At 38.5% G+C, this 16,253-nt stretch carries 17 protein-coding genes; 12 read left to right on the top strand and 5 right to left on the bottom strand.

The window, feature by feature from the left end:
* Positions 1 to 72: 72 nt before the first annotated feature.
* Positions 73 to 273, bottom strand: coding sequence for a DUF1128 domain-containing protein (locus PDT38_RS12730; protein ID WP_270802083.1), 201 nt, complete (start codon positions 271 to 273; stop codon positions 73 to 75).
* Between the two features lie 53 nt (positions 274 to 326).
* Positions 327 to 1,685, bottom strand: a complete 1,359-nt coding sequence (locus PDT38_RS12735) for an alanine/glycine:cation symporter family protein (RefSeq protein ID WP_270802084.1) — start codon at positions 1,683 to 1,685, stop codon at positions 327 to 329.
* A gap of 181 nt (positions 1,686 to 1,866) precedes the next feature.
* Here PDT38_RS12735 and PDT38_RS12740 point away from each other — a divergent pair, with 181 nt between their 5' ends.
* Positions 1,867 to 2,184, top strand: coding sequence for a hypothetical protein (locus tag PDT38_RS12740; protein ID WP_270802086.1), 318 nt, complete (start codon positions 1,867 to 1,869; stop codon positions 2,182 to 2,184).
* A 9-nt stretch (positions 2,185 to 2,193) separates the two neighbouring features.
* Positions 2,194 to 2,997 carry a YihY/virulence factor BrkB family protein gene (locus PDT38_RS12745; protein WP_270802155.1) on the top strand — a complete coding sequence of 268 codons (804 nt, stop codon included), beginning with the start codon at positions 2,194 to 2,196 and terminating at the stop codon, positions 2,995 to 2,997.
* Positions 2,998 to 3,174: 177 nt separating this feature from the next.
* Here PDT38_RS12745 and PDT38_RS12750 read toward each other — a convergent pair whose 3' ends face one another.
* A complete protein-coding gene (locus PDT38_RS12750; protein ID WP_270802088.1) occupies positions 3,175 to 4,353 on the bottom strand; it encodes an MFS transporter in 1,179 nt (392 codons plus the stop codon).
* A gap of 179 nt (positions 4,354 to 4,532) precedes the next feature.
* Here PDT38_RS12750 and PDT38_RS12755 point away from each other — a divergent pair, with 179 nt between their 5' ends.
* Complete coding sequence (locus PDT38_RS12755) at positions 4,533 to 5,321, top strand: YfkD famly protein (RefSeq protein ID WP_270802090.1); 789 nt, start codon at positions 4,533 to 4,535, stop codon at positions 5,319 to 5,321.
* Between the two features lie 31 nt (positions 5,322 to 5,352).
* Here PDT38_RS12755 and yfkAB read toward each other — a convergent pair whose 3' ends face one another.
* Positions 5,353 to 6,483 (bottom strand): radical SAM/CxCxxxxC motif protein YfkAB, encoded by a 1,131-nt coding sequence (yfkAB, locus tag PDT38_RS12760; RefSeq protein WP_270802091.1) that lies wholly within the window; start codon positions 6,481 to 6,483, stop codon positions 5,353 to 5,355.
* A 137-nt stretch (positions 6,484 to 6,620) separates the two neighbouring features.
* Between yfkAB and PDT38_RS12765 the strand changes: the two genes are divergently transcribed.
* The 3 genes from PDT38_RS12765 (at position 6,621) to PDT38_RS12775 (ending at position 8,904) form a co-directional block, all read left to right on the top strand.
* Complete coding sequence (locus PDT38_RS12765; RefSeq protein ID WP_270802093.1) at positions 6,621 to 6,815, top strand: SE1561 family protein; 195 nt, start codon at positions 6,621 to 6,623, stop codon at positions 6,813 to 6,815.
* A 94-nt stretch (positions 6,816 to 6,909) separates the two neighbouring features.
* Positions 6,910 to 7,701 carry a delta-lactam-biosynthetic de-N-acetylase gene (gene pdaA, locus PDT38_RS12770; protein ID WP_270802095.1) on the top strand — a complete coding sequence of 264 codons (792 nt, stop codon included), beginning with the start codon at positions 6,910 to 6,912 and terminating at the stop codon, positions 7,699 to 7,701.
* 99 nt (positions 7,702 to 7,800) lie between these two features.
* Positions 7,801 to 8,904 (top strand): glycerol dehydrogenase, encoded by a 1,104-nt coding sequence (locus PDT38_RS12775; protein WP_270802097.1) that lies wholly within the window; start codon positions 7,801 to 7,803, stop codon positions 8,902 to 8,904.
* A gap of 53 nt (positions 8,905 to 8,957) precedes the next feature.
* Here the strand turns inward: PDT38_RS12775 and corA are convergent, their stop codons facing one another.
* Positions 8,958 to 9,917: a magnesium/cobalt transporter CorA gene (gene corA / locus PDT38_RS12780; protein ID WP_270802099.1), complete on the bottom strand. Its 960-nt coding sequence runs from the start codon at positions 9,915 to 9,917 to the stop codon at positions 8,958 to 8,960.
* A 114-nt stretch (positions 9,918 to 10,031) separates the two neighbouring features.
* Here corA and PDT38_RS12785 point away from each other — a divergent pair, with 114 nt between their 5' ends.
* The 6 genes from PDT38_RS12785 to PDT38_RS12810 all read left to right on the top strand — a co-directional run bounded on the left by PDT38_RS12785 (position 10,032) and on the right by PDT38_RS12810 (position 16,032).
* Positions 10,032 to 10,895 (top strand): DNA-3-methyladenine glycosylase family protein, encoded by an 864-nt coding sequence (locus PDT38_RS12785; RefSeq protein ID WP_270802101.1) that lies wholly within the window; start codon positions 10,032 to 10,034, stop codon positions 10,893 to 10,895.
* 17 nt (positions 10,896 to 10,912) lie between these two features.
* A complete protein-coding gene (gene rlmD / locus PDT38_RS12790; RefSeq protein WP_270802103.1) occupies positions 10,913 to 12,298 on the top strand; it encodes a 23S rRNA (uracil(1939)-C(5))-methyltransferase RlmD in 1,386 nt (461 codons plus the stop codon).
* Positions 12,299 to 12,473: 175 nt separating this feature from the next.
* Positions 12,474 to 13,514 (top strand): hypothetical protein, encoded by a 1,041-nt coding sequence (locus PDT38_RS12795; protein WP_270802104.1) that lies wholly within the window; start codon positions 12,474 to 12,476, stop codon positions 13,512 to 13,514.
* A gap of 14 nt (positions 13,515 to 13,528) precedes the next feature.
* Positions 13,529 to 14,197 carry a hypothetical protein gene (locus PDT38_RS12800; RefSeq protein ID WP_270802105.1) on the top strand — a complete coding sequence of 223 codons (669 nt, stop codon included), beginning with the start codon at positions 13,529 to 13,531 and terminating at the stop codon, positions 14,195 to 14,197.
* A 371-nt stretch (positions 14,198 to 14,568) separates the two neighbouring features.
* Positions 14,569 to 15,168 carry a Crp/Fnr family transcriptional regulator gene (locus PDT38_RS12805; protein WP_270802107.1) on the top strand — a complete coding sequence of 200 codons (600 nt, stop codon included), beginning with the start codon at positions 14,569 to 14,571 and terminating at the stop codon, positions 15,166 to 15,168.
* Between the two features lie 63 nt (positions 15,169 to 15,231).
* Positions 15,232 to 16,032, top strand: a complete 801-nt coding sequence (locus tag PDT38_RS12810; RefSeq protein ID WP_270802109.1) for an SDR family oxidoreductase — start codon at positions 15,232 to 15,234, stop codon at positions 16,030 to 16,032.
* Positions 16,033 to 16,253 lie beyond the last annotated feature (221 nt).

A 16,253-nucleotide genomic window follows, 5' to 3' on the forward strand; every position in this document is an offset into this window, starting at 1 on the left:
TTTGACTAACTAATAGAGGATTTATGTATAAACAAGGCGGATCAACTGGGAGATCCGCCTTGATAGCGATGATTACTTTCGCAATGCTGCCAATTCCTCGGCAATCGCTCGCATTTCACTTGGACTGAAAGTTTTCTTTTTCATAATCATTTGATGCAGATATTCAAGATCTTCAAGTTTTTCATTACTGAAGTCTTCTGCTTTTATCACGCCAATATTTAGCATGTTCAACTTTTGTGAGATCTCATCAATCATTTTATTCAGATCAGACAATGAAGCACTTCCTTTCTAGAAAATGTAGGGGCTTCTATTGTAACAAAATTTCACTATGGGGAAAGGCTATTTTGTTTGGCTTGTTTTTCCGCTTTGATTTTAGTGACGACTTGTTTTGATTCATAGACAACAATTCCTGTTAACCCGATGAGCCCGATTAAGTTCGGAATAGCCATCAAACCGTTTAACATATCGGCAAGAGCCCAAACGAAGTTGTCTTTAAAAATGGCTCCAAAAAATACGGCAATCACAAATATCATCCGATAGAAAAACGCATATTTTTCATTGACTAGGTAAGTAAAACATTTCTCTCCATAATAAGACCACCCGAGAATAGTTGAATAGGCGAATAACAGTAAGCCGACTGCGACAATTGTTGACCCAGCTGGGCCTAGGAAATGTCCGAAAGTTAACGATGTCAAGGCATCATTTTTTTCTAATGTATACATGTCACCCATAATAATTGAAATACCTGTGATCGAGCAAACAACCAGTGTATCAATGAATACTTGAGTCATTGACACAAGTGCTTGTCGAGCAGGCATATCAGTTTTCGCAGCCGCCGCTGCAATTGGTGCTGAGCCAAGGCCGGCTTCATTTGAAAACACACCTCTTGCAACACCCCAACGGATGACAGTTCCAATTGCACCTCCAGCTACTGCCTGGCCGGTAAAGGCGTCAGAAAAAATTAAACTGATTGCACCGGGGACAAGCTCAAAGTTTGAAATGATAATGATCAGGCCAGAGATGACATAAAATAAGGCCATGATCGGTACAAAAAAAGAAGTGACTTTTCCGATGGATTTGATTCCTCCAAGAATAACGAGAGCAGTAAATACTGTTACAATGATACCCGTTACCCAAGTGGGCACAGAGAATGTTGATTCCATAACACCTGAAACAGAATTGGCCTGAACCATATTTCCAATTCCGAAAGCCGCAAGCGCCCCAAATATAGCAAATAACACGCCTAGCCACTTTTGTTTTAGCCCGTGTTCCAGATAATACATTGGGCCGCCTGACATTTCACCGTTTTTACCTTTGATTCGAAACCTGACAGCAAGAACGGCTTCAGCATATTTTGTAGCCATCCCAAAAAAGGCAGCAAACCACATCCAAAAAATAGCGCCAGGTCCTCCGGCAATGACCGCAGAAGCAACACCAACAATATTTCCAGTTCCGACGGTTGCGGCAAGAGCAGTCATTAATGCCTGAAAGTGAGAAATATCACCTTCAGAAGATTTATCCTGATTTTTGGAAAAAGCAAGTTTTAAGGAATAAGGCAACAGTCTAATCGGTAAGAAAATCAGCCTAAATGTTAAAAAAATACCTGTTCCAACGATGAGGATCAAAAGCGGAGGCCCCCATAAAAAGCCATTGATTTGATCAACGAGATTTGAAATATAATTCAAGGTGAAAAATCCCCCTTTTTGATATGTCTATCTAGAATATTCTGAAAGTTCGTGAGATTTGTCAATAGAATTGTCATATTTTTTTTCGAAAGTTGAAAAATAACAAAAACTCTATACTATAAAATAAAGATGTTTTTCTTTCTGGATAAGGGGAAAAGATGATAAAAAGGGGAGATCTGTTATGAAAGGTGATCGTGTGATCATGAGAAATATCTTGTTGGGTGCATCTGTCGGTTTCATCATGTCACTCATTCATAAGCCAACAAGAAAAGCCTGTGCTTTAAAAATCGCGGCCTATACAGACAAAGTCCGCCGCTTCCGAGAGCAACCAGATCAACTCACCAATTGTATACAACAAAAAATCAGATCGGTTTCAGATGATCTAAACTTTTTAAATCAGCAGATAAAAGAACTGAAAGAAACAACGCCAAAGGTGATCGAACGAATCGAAGAAACAAGAGATCATTTCTCTAAAAGAAACAGGAAGCGTTTGGAGTGAGGAAAAGTGATCAATTTTTTAAAAAAGCTTGCGGGACGATTTCTACTTCATGAGGGATTCAGTAAATCAGCTGAACTTGCTTATTTTTTTCTCCTGTCTCTTTTTCCATTCATGATATTCTTAATTACACTAGTAGGTTATTTACCAGTTCAAAAGGAGGACATCATTGCCGTATTTAAGCAATACGCCCCGAAAGGGACTATGCCTGTCATCAATGAGACTTTGAACACCGGGAACAGAGGATTGCTTTCTTTTGGAATTATTGCGGCATTATGGTCAGCCTCAAATGGAATAGGCGCAATTGTCGGTGCATTTAATCATGCGTATGAAGTGAAGGAAAACCGCTCTTTTCTTATGATTCGTCTGACATCGCTCCTTCTGACTGTTGCAATGGTCATGACAATATTAATTGCCCTGCTTTTACCGGTATTCGGAAGAGCGATCGGTGACTTTATTGCCAGTATTGACGGTACACCTGCCATGTTTTTGACGGCTTGGTCAGCGCTTCGCTGGATTATCAGTCCACTCATTTTGTTCATTGTGTTTACAGCTCTATATTTTTTTGCTCCAAATGAACGGTTGTCGTTTAAATTTGTCTTTCCAGGCGCATGCGCGGCAACGGTTGGTTGGATTCTCGTCAGTATATTGTTTTCATACTATGTCAGTGAAATCGCCAATTATAGTGCTACTTATGGAAGCCTAGGTGGAATCATTGTCTTGATGATCTGGTTTTATTTAAGCGGAATGATGATCATTTTAGGGGGAGAGATTAATGCGCTGTTACATAAAAATTCGGCCCATCGTGCATCCTAAACATGAACCTTTAAAAAGTTCAAGATGGAGGGATCATCATGACAAAGCATACGAAAAAAGGCGGAAGTCACAATAAACAAAATTCAAAACAAAGTTCTAAACATAAAACGAGCGGAAGCGCCAACGGCCAAAACGGATATCACTAAAGCGTTCTGACATAATAGAGTCGTTTGTCATTTAGACAGACGACTCTATTTGGTTTGTCACGTTTTTTTGCCCCTTTCTCTTTCCAATAAAAACCCCACTCCAGATTAAAATCATCACAAATGTAATGAAAAATAGAAGGTTGCCGTTTTCAAATGTTTGCATATACCAACCACCTAGAGTTGGTCCAAAAATACTACCGAAGCTAAATGTAATTCCGCACATGAGGTTGCCGGCAGGAAGAAGGTGCTTTGGCAGCAAATCGGCCATAAAGCTAATACCGAGTGAAAAAGTCGATCCGACAGCCATTCCCGCTACAAAAAAGCATGTAGCTATAACTAGAATGGATTCAGTGAAACCTGCAATGAAAAAACACCCTGCTCCAATTGCCAAAATGATGAGAAGAACCTTTCCGCGGCCGCACTTGTCACTCAAGATGCCAAGTGGATATTGAAAAACAATTGTGCCAATGGCAAAGGCAGGTAAAATAATGGATACACCTTCGACAGTAATCCCTGACCTGAGTGCATATACAGGGAAGTTTCCGTTTAACACAGTTTCTAAAACTCCATAACCAAAAGTCGGTAAGAAGGCAACCCAGCCAAGCAAAAAAGCTTGGTAAAATCGTTTTAAACTGTTGTCAGATCTGTTTTCAGAACCACTATTTTCTGGGAAATCATTTTTTAAAAAAAGGACAAACAACCAGACGAACAAGCTAAACGCACCAGAAATAATAAATGGTAGTGACGGCATCATGTTAATAAGCGGTGTTAAAGCAGGTCCTGCTGCAAATCCTAAGCTAAAGGAAAGACCATATAACGAAATATTCCGCCCACGGTTTTTTTTAGATGATAAAGTCGTGACCCATGTTTGTGTTGAAAAATGAAGCATATGATCACCGATTCCAATGATAAGCCGTAAAAAGAACCATACTAAATAAGACTTAAACAACACAAAACTAAACAAGCTGGCAACCACAATCATTCCACCGAACATGATGAGCGGTTTAAATCCAAGCTTTCGCAATGGTGCCTCCATAAATGGCGATGCGACTAAAACGCCAATATAAAGACCTGTCGCATGAATGCCATTTAAAGTTGCCGAATGACCCTCCTGTTCAAAAATAATCGAGATGACTGGTAAAAGCATCCCTTGAGAAAATCCAGAAATACTGACAATCAACACAAGTATGAAAAAGTGAATTCTAGACATGCTCATTCTCCTTATCCAGTTCCTCCATTGATCGTATAACGTTATCAAGTTGATAAGCAAGATGTTTTTTATGTAGGTGATTGAATAGGTAATTGAAAATCATAAGTGGTTGAAAAAAATTGGATAAAGGGACTAACTACAGTAAACACTATAAAAAAAGATACAGAAAGAGTGATCGTATGAAAAAGCTTTTGTATTTTACGCTTATTGCGTTTTTATCCTTTAGTTTTTTCGCTGTACAGGAAGCTGTTGCAGCCAAGGCAATGAAAGTACCAAACTCTGTCACCAATATTTCTAAAGAAAACACATATCCCAATGCTTCTCAGGATCAGCCGAGATTGCAGCCGAGCGAATTGGCAAAAGAGCTTCTCGAAACATCTGATACAGCGATTGAGAACCCACATCTGATTAAAATGCTAAATGAATCAAGCATATCAGGGACCCCGCTTGCGATTGGATATAGAGCGACAATTTATTTAGGAAGATGGGCGCTAAGTTATAATTCTAATGAGACTGTTGCTAACTGGGAATACCAAAAAATTAATATGAACCGCTATGACAACAGAAGTGGAAAATCAACTGCCGAAATCACTTATTCACAGGAAAAAACAAGTAAAATTAAAGGCGGATTAACAGCAAAAGTGCCAAAAGCTGAAGATGTGAAAAACATGATGATGCTTAAAGCAATGGAAAAAACGAAATTACCACTCGCTTTTGAAACGGTTGTGGGGGCGGGAACAAAACGCGATCAAACCTATAAAGTTTCACCGAAAAAACTTGGGGTTTTGAATGCCTTTGCTCCTGCTATTAATGAAAAAGGGAAAATTACCTATGGGGAAGTATATCTTGTCTTAAAAGGTAATAAACGAAAACTTGTCGTTAAAAATATCACATCACAGGGGATTGGGGCTTGGATTCCTGTTCAGGATCATTTGACAATGGGTTTTAAACTAAATCAATCTCGCTAAAGAAAAGGGGCACATGAAATCGCCCCTTTTTTTAAATTTCTATATTTCTCGCTTTTCGGGAAGAAAAATCAATATCTTGGTAATAGCTGTTTTTAACCAATACATTAGGTCCGAGACATCTGACGCTTGAACAATGGCAGTTCAGACATTTAGCAAGCTCTGTTTTTCTCCATTTCGCATATGCACTCATCAGGCTGTCTGTTTGAATATTGCCTAGTGGTGGTGTATCACCGAAATCAGTCACAATAATATGACCATCAAAAATATTAATATTGAGACGGGAACGTCCGTCAGGATCATTTCTGACAGTGACATTTTCCGTTTCATACAACCTTTTTAAAAGAAGTTGGTCTTGATGATCAGGACTGCATGCATAAAACGGCAGTGTACCGAACAACATCCATGTGTGTTGATCTCGTACATCAAGCAGGTGGTGGATTGCGTTTCTCAATTCCTTTAAACTTAACACTTCTAGGTTACTTGCAAAATCGCTCGGGTACATGGGATGTACTTCATGGCGCTGACACTTCATATCGTGAACAATCTGCTTATGAATATGTTCAATATGAGGGAGTGTTCGTTTATTTAGCATCGTTTCTGCTGACACCATGACGCCCTCATCAACCAATGTCCGGCTGTTTTCAATCATTTTCTCAAAATATCGTGCTCTTTGGGCAAATGTCGGTTTTTTCTCCATCATTGCAAAGCCGATTTCGGCAAAGTCTTCAATTGTCCCCCAGTTATGAGAAATGTGAAGAACATCTAAGTATGGGATGATCCACTCATAGCGGTTGATATCAAGGGTCAAATTAGAATTGATCTGTGTCCTAACCCCACGCTCATGTGCATATTTTAATAAAGGTACGACATATTCCTTCACAGATGTTAACGAGAGCATCGGTTCTCCGCCAGTTAAGCTTAAGGAACGGAGGTGGGGAATTTCATCAAGCCGTCTTAAAAGCAGGCTGAGCGGTAGAGGATTTGGATCTTTCGGCCGGAGTGTATATCCGACAGCACAATGTTCGCAACGCATATTACAAAGAGTTGTCGTCGTCAATTCGATATTCGTCAGCTCTATATCTCCATATTCATCCACATCCAGATACGCTTCCCACGGATCATAATCAGGAGTGATTGGACGGACTTTTAATTTTTGTTTCATACATATCTAACTCCTTTATCGTTAGGACATATTAAATATAGCCCAACTATTAATTTTAGACCTTAGCTGGTAAAAGTCGCAAGTGAAGATCATTGAAAAATACCGCTTTAAAGACTATAATATAAAGGAGGATAATGATGGAGAATACCTTAAATGATAAACAACAGCAAGTAAATGACTTAAAAAACAGGTTAGATATGTTTATGTCTATTATTGATTCTTTAGATCCAGAAGTGACGGACGTTGAAGATATTGACAAACTGATCCGTATGCTTGATGAACTGGAGGCTAAATACGAACGCTATAAAAAAGATTGGAAGGGAACGCTGTAGTTTTGCAGCGTTTTTTTGTTTTTCCAAGTGTTACATGGTATGAAAAACAAAGCTCTTTTAAAAAATAAGAAAAAACTAAACTGGGAGCGATACCATGAAACGAATCTGTACTTTATGTTGCGGATTCCTCATGCTGCTGGCTTTTACAAGTCGTGCTGAAGCGATCTCCAATAAGGCGATTCACTGGGGATTTTCCAAAAGCAAACATCATCAGCCAGCTGATGCAGGAAAAGAACTAAACCATCTTCTAAATCGCTATGATGCGATTTATTTAGGTGACACAAAAGAAAAGGCTGTCTATTTAACGTTTGATAACGGTTATGAAAATGGACACACACAACAGATACTTGATGTATTGAAAAAGCAAAACGTTAAAGCTGCTTTTTTTGTAACAGGACATTTTGTCAAAGATCAACCTGAACTTGTAAAACGAATGGCTAAGGAAGGCCATATTGTTGGCAACCACTCGTTTCACCACCCAGATTTAACAACGAAATCAAGCGATATCATTAAAGAAGAATTGGACTCGGTTACTGAAGAAGTTTTTAAAATAACAGGCAAACAGGACAATCTTTACTTACGGCCACCTCGTGGGATTTTTAGTGAAAGGGTTCTTCATGAGACGAATAAGCTTGGTTATCAAACGGTTTTTTGGTCAGCTGCTTTTGTAGATTGGAAAATCAACAAGCAAAAAGGCTGGAAATACGCCTATGATAACATCCTCAAACAAGCTCACCCTGGAGCGATCTATTTGCTTCATACAGTATCAAAAGACAATGCGGAAGCTCTTGATCGAGCGATCACTGATTTAAAAAAAGGAGGGTATCAATTTAAAAGCCTCGATGACCTGATGTTTGAAAAACATATGATTCTAAAGACACTTTAATGTAAACCCCGATCATTTTACGGGGTTTTTCTATTGTTAAATTTTTACTAGATTTAAAAGGAAAATAGGGTTATCATGTTAAATGAAGGGGGAATTACCATGGGGAATTTAGTAAGATCAGTAACATCACCAAAAAAATTTATTACGGGAAAACAACTGCTGGCAAATTTGAATGATTATATTTCAGACTTTGGTGATAAAGCATATGTCATTTGTGACGAGTTTATTTTAGAACGAGCACAAAAAGAGGCCGGTGAGTCAATTGAAAAAGCCGGTAATCAAGCGGTCTTTGAAAAATTTAATTATGAATGCACACAAGAAGAAATCGACCGCAACCGTGAGCTTGCTCGTAAGTCAGGTGCAAACATCATCATTGGGATTGGTGGTGGAAAAACACTTGATACAGCAAAAGCTACGGCTTATTATGAAAAACTACCGGTTGCCATTTTTCCAACGATTGCATCCACAGATGCTCCATGTACAGCTTTGGCGGTCATTTATAAAAAATCAGGGGAATTTGACCGCTATTTATTTTTGCCAACAAATCCTGATGTTGTACTTGCTGATATTGACATTTTATCAGGAGCTCCAGCACGTTTTTTCGCAGCTGGAATTGGTGACGCTTTAGCTACATATTTTGAAGCTCGTGCTTGCTTTAAAGCAAATGGGGACAACCTTGTATTGATGAAACCTTCAACAACAGCTCTGGGGCTTGCCCGCCTTTGTTATGATACCCTTTTAGAAAACGGGGTAAAAGCAATGGAGGCTGTTAAAAACGGTGTAGCTACACGTGCTGTTGAAGATACGATTGAAGCCACTATTTATTTAAGTGGTGTTGGTGCAGAATCAGGTGGACTCGCTGCAGCACACGCCATTCACAACGCTATGACAGCTGTTCCTGCATTACATAAGGTCCAACATGGTGAAAAAGTCACTTTCGGTCTAATGGCTCAGCTTATTTTAGAAAATGTACCAACAGAAGAATTAGAAACAGTGATTGGTGTTGTTAAAGGAGTCGGTCTCCCGCTTACATTAAAAGATTTGGGAGTCGAAGAATTTGTTGAGGAAGAGTGGCGAAAGGTTGCAAAGATGGCTTGTGCAGAGGACGATACAATGGGCAATATGCCATTTCCTGTTACACCTGAAGATGTCTATAACGCAATTGTTGCTGCAAATGCGATTCTTGAGACTTATCAAGATTGATCACAATACGGAAAGCCAATGGAGTGTTTCTTCATTGGCTTTTATTTTATGGACTATTTAAAAATATGAAACCAACCTTTGTAACGGAACCACATGATCATGCCGATGACAATAATGGCCATGAATCCGAGAATGAAATAATACCCGTGATGCCAATGAAGTTCTGGCATGTTTTCAAAATTCATTCCATAAACACCAACGATAAATGTTAGCGGGATAAAAATCGTTGATACAATCGTTAAGGTCATCATAATGGCATTCATCCGATTGGAGTTTAATGTTTGATAGCTATCTCGTAAATCAGCGGTCATGTCTCGATTATTTTCAACGATTTCCGTGAGTTTCAAAAGGTGATCATAAATATCACTGTAATAAGCTTTGCGTTCACGGTTTTCTTTTAAAGGTTCAATGTTTAAAATCCGATATAGCAAGTCGCGCATCGGAATAATCGTTCTCCTCAGCTTGAGAAGATCGCTTCTAATTTCAAACACTTCATTGATCAGTGTCCCAAACGTTTTTCGACTATCACTTTCGGCGATTTCATTGAGCCTGTCTTCAATTTGATAGAGGATTGGAAAATACTCGTCTACCAGCTGATCCATCACCATATAGGCGATATGGTTTGGACCCTTAGTCCACAAATCTTGATTTTCTAAAACTTGTCTTCTCACCTTTTCTATACCTAGTGATGCGTGAAGGTGAAATGTAACAATAAAACGGTCTCCAACAAACAAATCAACTTCTTCAGAAGCTAATGTTTTTTGATTTAAAGCGTGAATCACAAAAAATGCATAATGTTCATACTGATCAAGCTTTGGTCGTTGTAAATGATGAAAACAATCTTCAATTGATAATGGATGAAAATGAAAATGGCTATGTAATAATAAAGCTTCTACATCTGATGGCTGATCAAAGTCTGTCCAATACCATTCGATATCTTCAGCTGTCAGCCTTTCTGTGGGAACATCTAATAGAAGCTGTCCGTCTTTTGTTATGGCAATATGTTTATACATTGGCAACCCTCCACCCTTATCATAGCATGCTGCTGCTAAAGAAAAATGATTCGTTTTATAAATGAAAAGTAAACATGGTATACTGTGGACAAACAAGAAAGGGAATGGAAAGCGATGTGGAAGGAAACTGTAAGTGTGTCACCTCCTTATCACTTTGATCGTGTGTTAGAGAGGTTGTCTCTTGACCCTCTTCATGCAGTGGATCTTGAAAAGCGGGAAGTCAAACTGCCGCTTCGCAATGAAGAGAAAAAACCTTGTATTATTACGGTTCAAGCAACCGGAACGGTAGACCATCCGGAATTTCTCGTCAGTGGTCAAGGGGAGCAGAAAGCAATGCTAAAAGAAGTCAACCGGATTTTCAGGTGGGAAGAAAGTCTTCAACCTGTTATGGATCATTTTTCAAAAACAAGTTTGTCAGTATTGTTTAAAGAGCATAGAGGAACACCAATTGTCCTTGATTTTCAATTATATCACTGTCTAATGAAATGCATCATACATCAACAGTTAAATCTAGCATTCGCTTATCGATTAACGGAACGATTTGTGCATGCCTTTGGTGAACAACAGGATGGTATCTGGTTTTATCCGCTTCCTGAAACAATTGCAAAGCTTGATTACAACGACTTGCGAGAACTGCAGTTTAGTATGCGAAAATCGGAATATGTGATTGATACATCAAGAATGATCGTTACAGGGGAGTTAAATCTAGCTGAATTTCCTCTATTATCAGATGAAGAAATCATGGAAAAACTCGTGAAGATCAGAGGAATCGGTCCTTGGACTGTGCAAAATATTCTGTTGTTCGGACTTGGTCGTCCCAACCTGTTCCCATTAGCAGATATCGGAATCCAAAGGGCTATCAAACATCATTTTGGTTTACAAACTAAACCATCAAAAGAAGATATGCATACTTTGAGTAAAGAATGGCAGCCTTATTTAAGTTATGCTTCGATGTATTTGTGGAGAAGCATTGAGTAGAAATGGAGAGAATATGAGTGAAACGTGAAAGTAATGGATCGGCAGAATTAAAAGTCGGACAGCAATTTCCCCTTACCATTAAACGCCTTGGCATTAATGGCGAAGGAGTCGGCTATTTTAAAAAAAAGGTTGTGTTTGTTCCTGGAGCTCTACCAGGTGAAGAAGTCGTTGTCGAAGCGACAAAAGTTCAGCCGAAATTTTCTGAAGGACGGGTCAAGAAAATTCGCAAACGCTCAGAACACCGTGTCAAACCGCCTTGTACCATTTATGAACAATGTGGTGGCTGTCAGCTGCAGCATCTCGCTTATGATCAGCAACTAAAAGAAAAACGCGATATCGTCATTCAAGCGCTTGAGCGCCACACTCGTTTTCATGTGGATCAATTGGAGATTAGGCCAACGATCGGAATGGAAAATCCGTGGAACTACAGGAATAAAAGCCAATTCCAACTCGGATTAAAAAAAGGAAAAATGATTGCCGGTCTATACGGAATTGACTCGCACCACCTTGTTCCCATTTCAGAATGTATTGTCCAGCATTCAGCGACAAACAAAACGACTCAAACAGTTAAACAAATTCTCGAAGACTTTGGTATCACCGTCTATCATGAGCGTAAACGAACAGGCGATGTACGTACGATAGTAACAAGAACTGGCTTTGAGACAGGAGAAGTCCAAGTCGTGCTCGTCACTGCTAAAGAGAATCTACCGCGCAAACAGCTAATCGCTGAAGAAATTAAAAAACGTCTTCCTGAAGTAACCTCAGTCATTCAAAACGTCAACAAAGCGAAGACATCGGTTATCTTTGGAGATGATACAAAACTTTTAGCAGGCAACACAGTGATCCAGGAAGTGCTCGGAGATATTTCATTTGAGCTAAGTGCACGTGCTTTCTTTCAGCTTAATCCAATTCAAACAGTCAAACTTTATGATGAAGTGAAAAAAGCCGCTCAACTAACAGGCAGCGAAAAAGTCGTTGACGCTTACTGCGGTGTCGGCACAATCGGCATGTGGATCGCAGAGGGAGCAGGAGAAATCCGCGGCATGGACGTTATTAAAGAATCGATCGCCGACGCCAAGAAAAACGCCAAAAAACACGGCATCGAAAATGCTCACTATGTCACAGGCACAGCCGAACACTGGTTGCCCAAATGGACAAAGGAAGGCTTCAGACCCGATGTTGTCATCGTCGATCCACCAAGAACCGGCTGTGACCGCACCTTTTTAGATACGATCAAACAGGTAAAGCCAAAGCGGTTCGTATACGTCTCATGCAATCCATCGACACTTGCAAAGGATTTGCATTATTTGGCGAAGGACTACCATGTCGAATATATTCAGCCAGTTGATATGTTTCCGCAGACGGCGCATGTGGAGTGTGTTGTAAGGATAGAGAGAAAATAAAGCTGGTAACAATTGATTTGTGACATCTGTCCCTTTTTTGTGCTTTTATGTTTCCTCAGATTATGAGAAGTATCAACTCCGAGAGGATACAATTACAAAAAATAAAGCAAATAGGAAATGTGTATGTCGGAATCAAGATTAATTTATACATATTGATTTGTTGAGGAGATTTACTATGAATAAAATGAGTGCTTTTGATGAGTTTGCCAGTAGAGTTCTTAACACCTATCACATGGGGGAAAAAGAGTTTTGGGCTGCTGTAATGGCTCCATTCTTATCCGATACAAATATTTTAACAATGTGGAAACATCGAAAGATTGGGATAAAATTACTGAGAATATTTGATTCTCTAGATAATGAAAGAAAGAAATTTCTTACCGAATACACACTTCCTGTTGGATTTAACATATCTCAATGGGAAAGTCTAAATAAGAAAGATGAATATTTCAGGGATGCCTATCCTATCTATGCATTTCTAGTCATTTGGATGGAGGAAAATGGATTAGCTGAAAATCTAAATTCTTTTGATGGGTTGCTCCGTGCCGTAGTCTACGGTATTGCAGGCTATGGGATACTTGATGTTCAAGTTGATGAGGACAATTTCTCTCCAGTTGAATTGCTTACAGCTCAAATGCTCATTGCTGAATATGAGACAGAAATCCTTAGAAATTTCGGCGTTACCGAAGTTAACCTAAACATTTTGCATCGGATTCGAACTCAATTTCTTAAAGCTGAGATAAAGGAAAAATCTCTTCGTGGAAAAGGCAGCCCTTATGAAAAGGATAAACCAATAGAATGCGGTTTCAAAGCAGCACATCTTTTGACTCCGTTTATGCTTAGTCTTGAGCAATTAGGTAAATCTTCTCTTATCGATGCATATTTTGAAGTTTTCTTTTCATTTGGTGCTGTTATTCAGATTATTGATGATTTCAAGGATTTGGTGGAGGATATCTCCATTGGCCATTTTTCCTATGTAACCCTCGATTCAGAAGTTATTTCATTATATAAGAAAGGCCAAAAACCTAGGGAAATTGCGGAAAAACTTTTAGAAGACAAAAAACGTTTAAACAGAGTCTATACTACATGTAAAAAGCTTATAGATAATACCAACAATCTTTTGAAAGAATTAAGTGATCCATTTCTAGTTCGTATTGTAAGTGTCACAGAACTTAGGCTAGATTCATTCTTTAAAAATTATTTGAAATTAGAAATTTAGGAGGTGATGTTTTTATGAATCCTAATCCAGTAAATAAATTAGGATTCTGGTTTGCCACATTTGCTGCAACATTCAGTATACTATATTCAATGTTTCAAATATTGTCGTCGTTAGGCTTACTTACTGGATATTTAAGTCAGATACTCATCTTTGGCGCATCTATCTTAATAGCTCCTTCGTTCGTTGCTATGATAGCATGTGTTCACTATACCTCTCATGAAACTAAAAAGGTTTGGAGTCAAATTGGATTACAGTTTTCAGTTCTATATGCTGTTTTCGTTATGATTGTATATATGACAGAACTGTTCGTGGTTATTCCACATGGTATACGTGGCGAATCAGAAAAGGTAGCTTTATTGGCATTTGAACCTGAATCACTCATGTATGTGATTGATGGTCTAGGATATACCTTTATGTGTGTTGCAACTTTATTTTGTGCACAAGTTTTTATTGGCGATGGAATAAATAAATGGATAAAAAGGATATCTACTATGAATGGCATATTGGGAATACCGATTTTTATTGTATACATATACTTTCATCCAGTATTGTTGTTCTTTGGAACAATGTGGATGATTACCGTTCCAAGCATATGTATTCTTATAGCCATTCAGTTTAGAAGCACAATGAGAATAGATAATAAAAGCAGAATTTCTTATATTAGTCCGCTATCTCTATTTTAGCATTCATTCGACTTTGGAGTACTGTACGTTGAATGAATTTAGCAAATGTATGGAAATTTACCTTCGCAAAGCGAAAGAATTCTGGGAGGGGTTTCACTGGCTAGTTTTCAAAAGCTAGAAAGTTTCAAAACAATGCTTCAATTTGCTGAAAAATTTGCATACATAGGCTTTAAATATTTAATGGAAAACCAAACTTAAAGAATTTGTTCACATCACAACTAACGAACAAGGTGACGAGGAATATCACCTCAATTCAGACAAAAAAAACGATCTGTATTGTCGGCTAAGCAGGAAGTGCCTTTTTGATGAAAAACTAGTAGGCAACGTAGAACTTCGATCTAAAGTTACTACTCACTGAATGGAGATTTTAAATGAACAAAACCAAAACTGATAGATTATGGAGTGATCTTCAAACCAAATTCGGGGTACCTCTTGATGACGATAACCTAGCTAAAGTAAGGGCAATTTTTTATCCAAGAACCCTGAAGAAAAATAATTTCTTCATTAGAGAGGGTGAGAAATCGACTGAAATAGCATTAATCATGAAAGGGGCATTCCGATCATTCTATATTGATGAACTAGGCCATGATGTGACGAAATATTTCTATGTAGAGGGAGATCTGATTCTTTCTTATTTAGCTTATATATCACAGAAAGAATCTGCATATTCTGTACAGGCGCTAGAGAATAGTGAGATTTTTGTGGCTTCAATTCATGATTGGGAGAAAATTGTTGATGGGAATTATCAATTGCTATCATTTTATAAGAAGATGGTTGATACTGTCCTTGTGATGAAAGAGGAGCATGCAACTAGTTTTAAATTATGGAACAGTACGGAACGATACAACAACTTTTGCGTTTCTTATCCGGAACTAAAACAACGAATAAAACAGTGTCATCTGGCATCATATCTAGGAATCACTCCAGTATCACTTAGCAGAATAAGAACAAAACAGAATCTTAACAAATGATAATGAGACGAACCTCTATGTGATATATAATAGATCAAATTCTATCCATGGAGGTTTATTTTGGTGAAAAATCAAACAGTTGTATTCATTACTGGATGTTCGAGTGGTATTGGTAAGGAGCTTTGTGAGATTTTATATGACCAAGGATACACGGTTGTAGCAACAGCAAGAAATGTAGAGACAATAAAGACTCTGAAAGCTTCCTTGAAATTACCGTTGGATATTGCCCAAAAAGAGTCCATTACAGAAGCTGTCCACGAAGTACTATCAAAATATCGGAAAATTGATGTTCTTGTGAATAATGCAGGTTATTCGGTAAGGGGAGCTTTAGAAGAGGTTAATGTTTCTGATGTGAAAACGATGTATGATGTGAATGTATTTGGGATGATTCAAATGATCCAAGCAGTTGTACCAATTATGCGGAATCAGCGGTCTGGCAAGATCATCAACATTGGTTCAATCTCAGGACAGTTTGCACAGGCGATTAATGGCGCTTATTGCTCATCAAAATTTGCAGTTGAAGCATTGAATGAGGCGCTCCGACTGGAGTTACACCAATATGATATCCAATCAACAGTGATCGAACCGGGTGCTATCAAAACAAATTTTTTTAAGACACTTGCCCAAAATTCGGCTGACCTTATGTCAAATCAAAACTCCCCCTATGCCAGTCACTATGAATCAGATATTAGACAACGAAGTGCCCAGAAGAAGACTGAAGCGAAGGAAGTAGCACGGATCATTGCAAATATTATGGCTAAAAGCCGGTTGAAAGTCCGGTACAAGGTAGCGGTTCCGCTAAAGCTTCGCGTAGTTGCAGCACTTTCAGATTCAATGAAGGAGAAGCTGTTGAGAAGACGCTAACAAACTTGACACCTTAGCTCTGAGTACTACATAACAAAGAATTGTGATCAGTAATGAAGGTATTATTTGTTAATTTCAAACGGTATTCACAAGCTAATGAAGAGATCCCAATTTCGTTATTTTAGGGACGACATACCCATACAAAAAAGCACTGATAATCAAGTGCTTTTTTGTATACGGTATTTATGCTATTCTCCAAACAAACCACAAACTCCCCAAAT

It is taken from the genome of Bacillus changyiensis (assembly GCF_027706145.1).
Classification (GTDB): domain Bacteria; phylum Bacillota; class Bacilli; order Bacillales; family Bacillaceae; genus Bacillus; species Bacillus changyiensis.

Bases quoted from the DNA above. Each gene is read 5' to 3' on its own strand.
- PDT38_RS12805 (WP_270802107.1), top strand. From the start codon at position 14,569: ATGAACAAAACCAAAACTGATAGATTATGGAGTGATCTTCAAACCAAA.
- PDT38_RS12750 (WP_270802088.1), bottom strand. From the start codon at position 4,353: ATGTCTAGAATTCACTTTTTCATACTTGTGTTGATTGTCAGTATTTCT.
- PDT38_RS12740 (WP_270802086.1), top strand. From the start codon at position 1,867: ATGAAAGGTGATCGTGTGATCATGAGAAATATCTTGTTGGGTGCATCT.
- PDT38_RS12785 (WP_270802101.1), top strand. From the start codon at position 10,032: ATGTGGAAGGAAACTGTAAGTGTGTCACCTCCTTATCACTTTGATCGT.
- corA (WP_270802099.1), bottom strand. From the start codon at position 9,917: ATGTATAAACATATTGCCATAACAAAAGACGGACAGCTTCTATTAGAT.
- pdaA (WP_270802095.1), top strand. From the start codon at position 6,910: ATGAAACGAATCTGTACTTTATGTTGCGGATTCCTCATGCTGCTGGCT.
- yfkAB (WP_270802091.1), bottom strand. From the start codon at position 6,483: ATGAAACAAAAATTAAAAGTCCGTCCAATCACTCCTGATTATGATCCG.
- PDT38_RS12755 (WP_270802090.1), top strand. From the start codon at position 4,533: ATGAAAAAGCTTTTGTATTTTACGCTTATTGCGTTTTTATCCTTTAGT.
- PDT38_RS12800 (WP_270802105.1), top strand. From the start codon at position 13,529: ATGAATCCTAATCCAGTAAATAAATTAGGATTCTGGTTTGCCACATTT.
- PDT38_RS12765 (WP_270802093.1), top strand. From the start codon at position 6,621: ATGGAGAATACCTTAAATGATAAACAACAGCAAGTAAATGACTTAAAA.
- PDT38_RS12795 (WP_270802104.1), top strand. From the start codon at position 12,474: ATGAATAAAATGAGTGCTTTTGATGAGTTTGCCAGTAGAGTTCTTAAC.
- PDT38_RS12775 (WP_270802097.1), top strand. From the start codon at position 7,801: ATGGGGAATTTAGTAAGATCAGTAACATCACCAAAAAAATTTATTACG.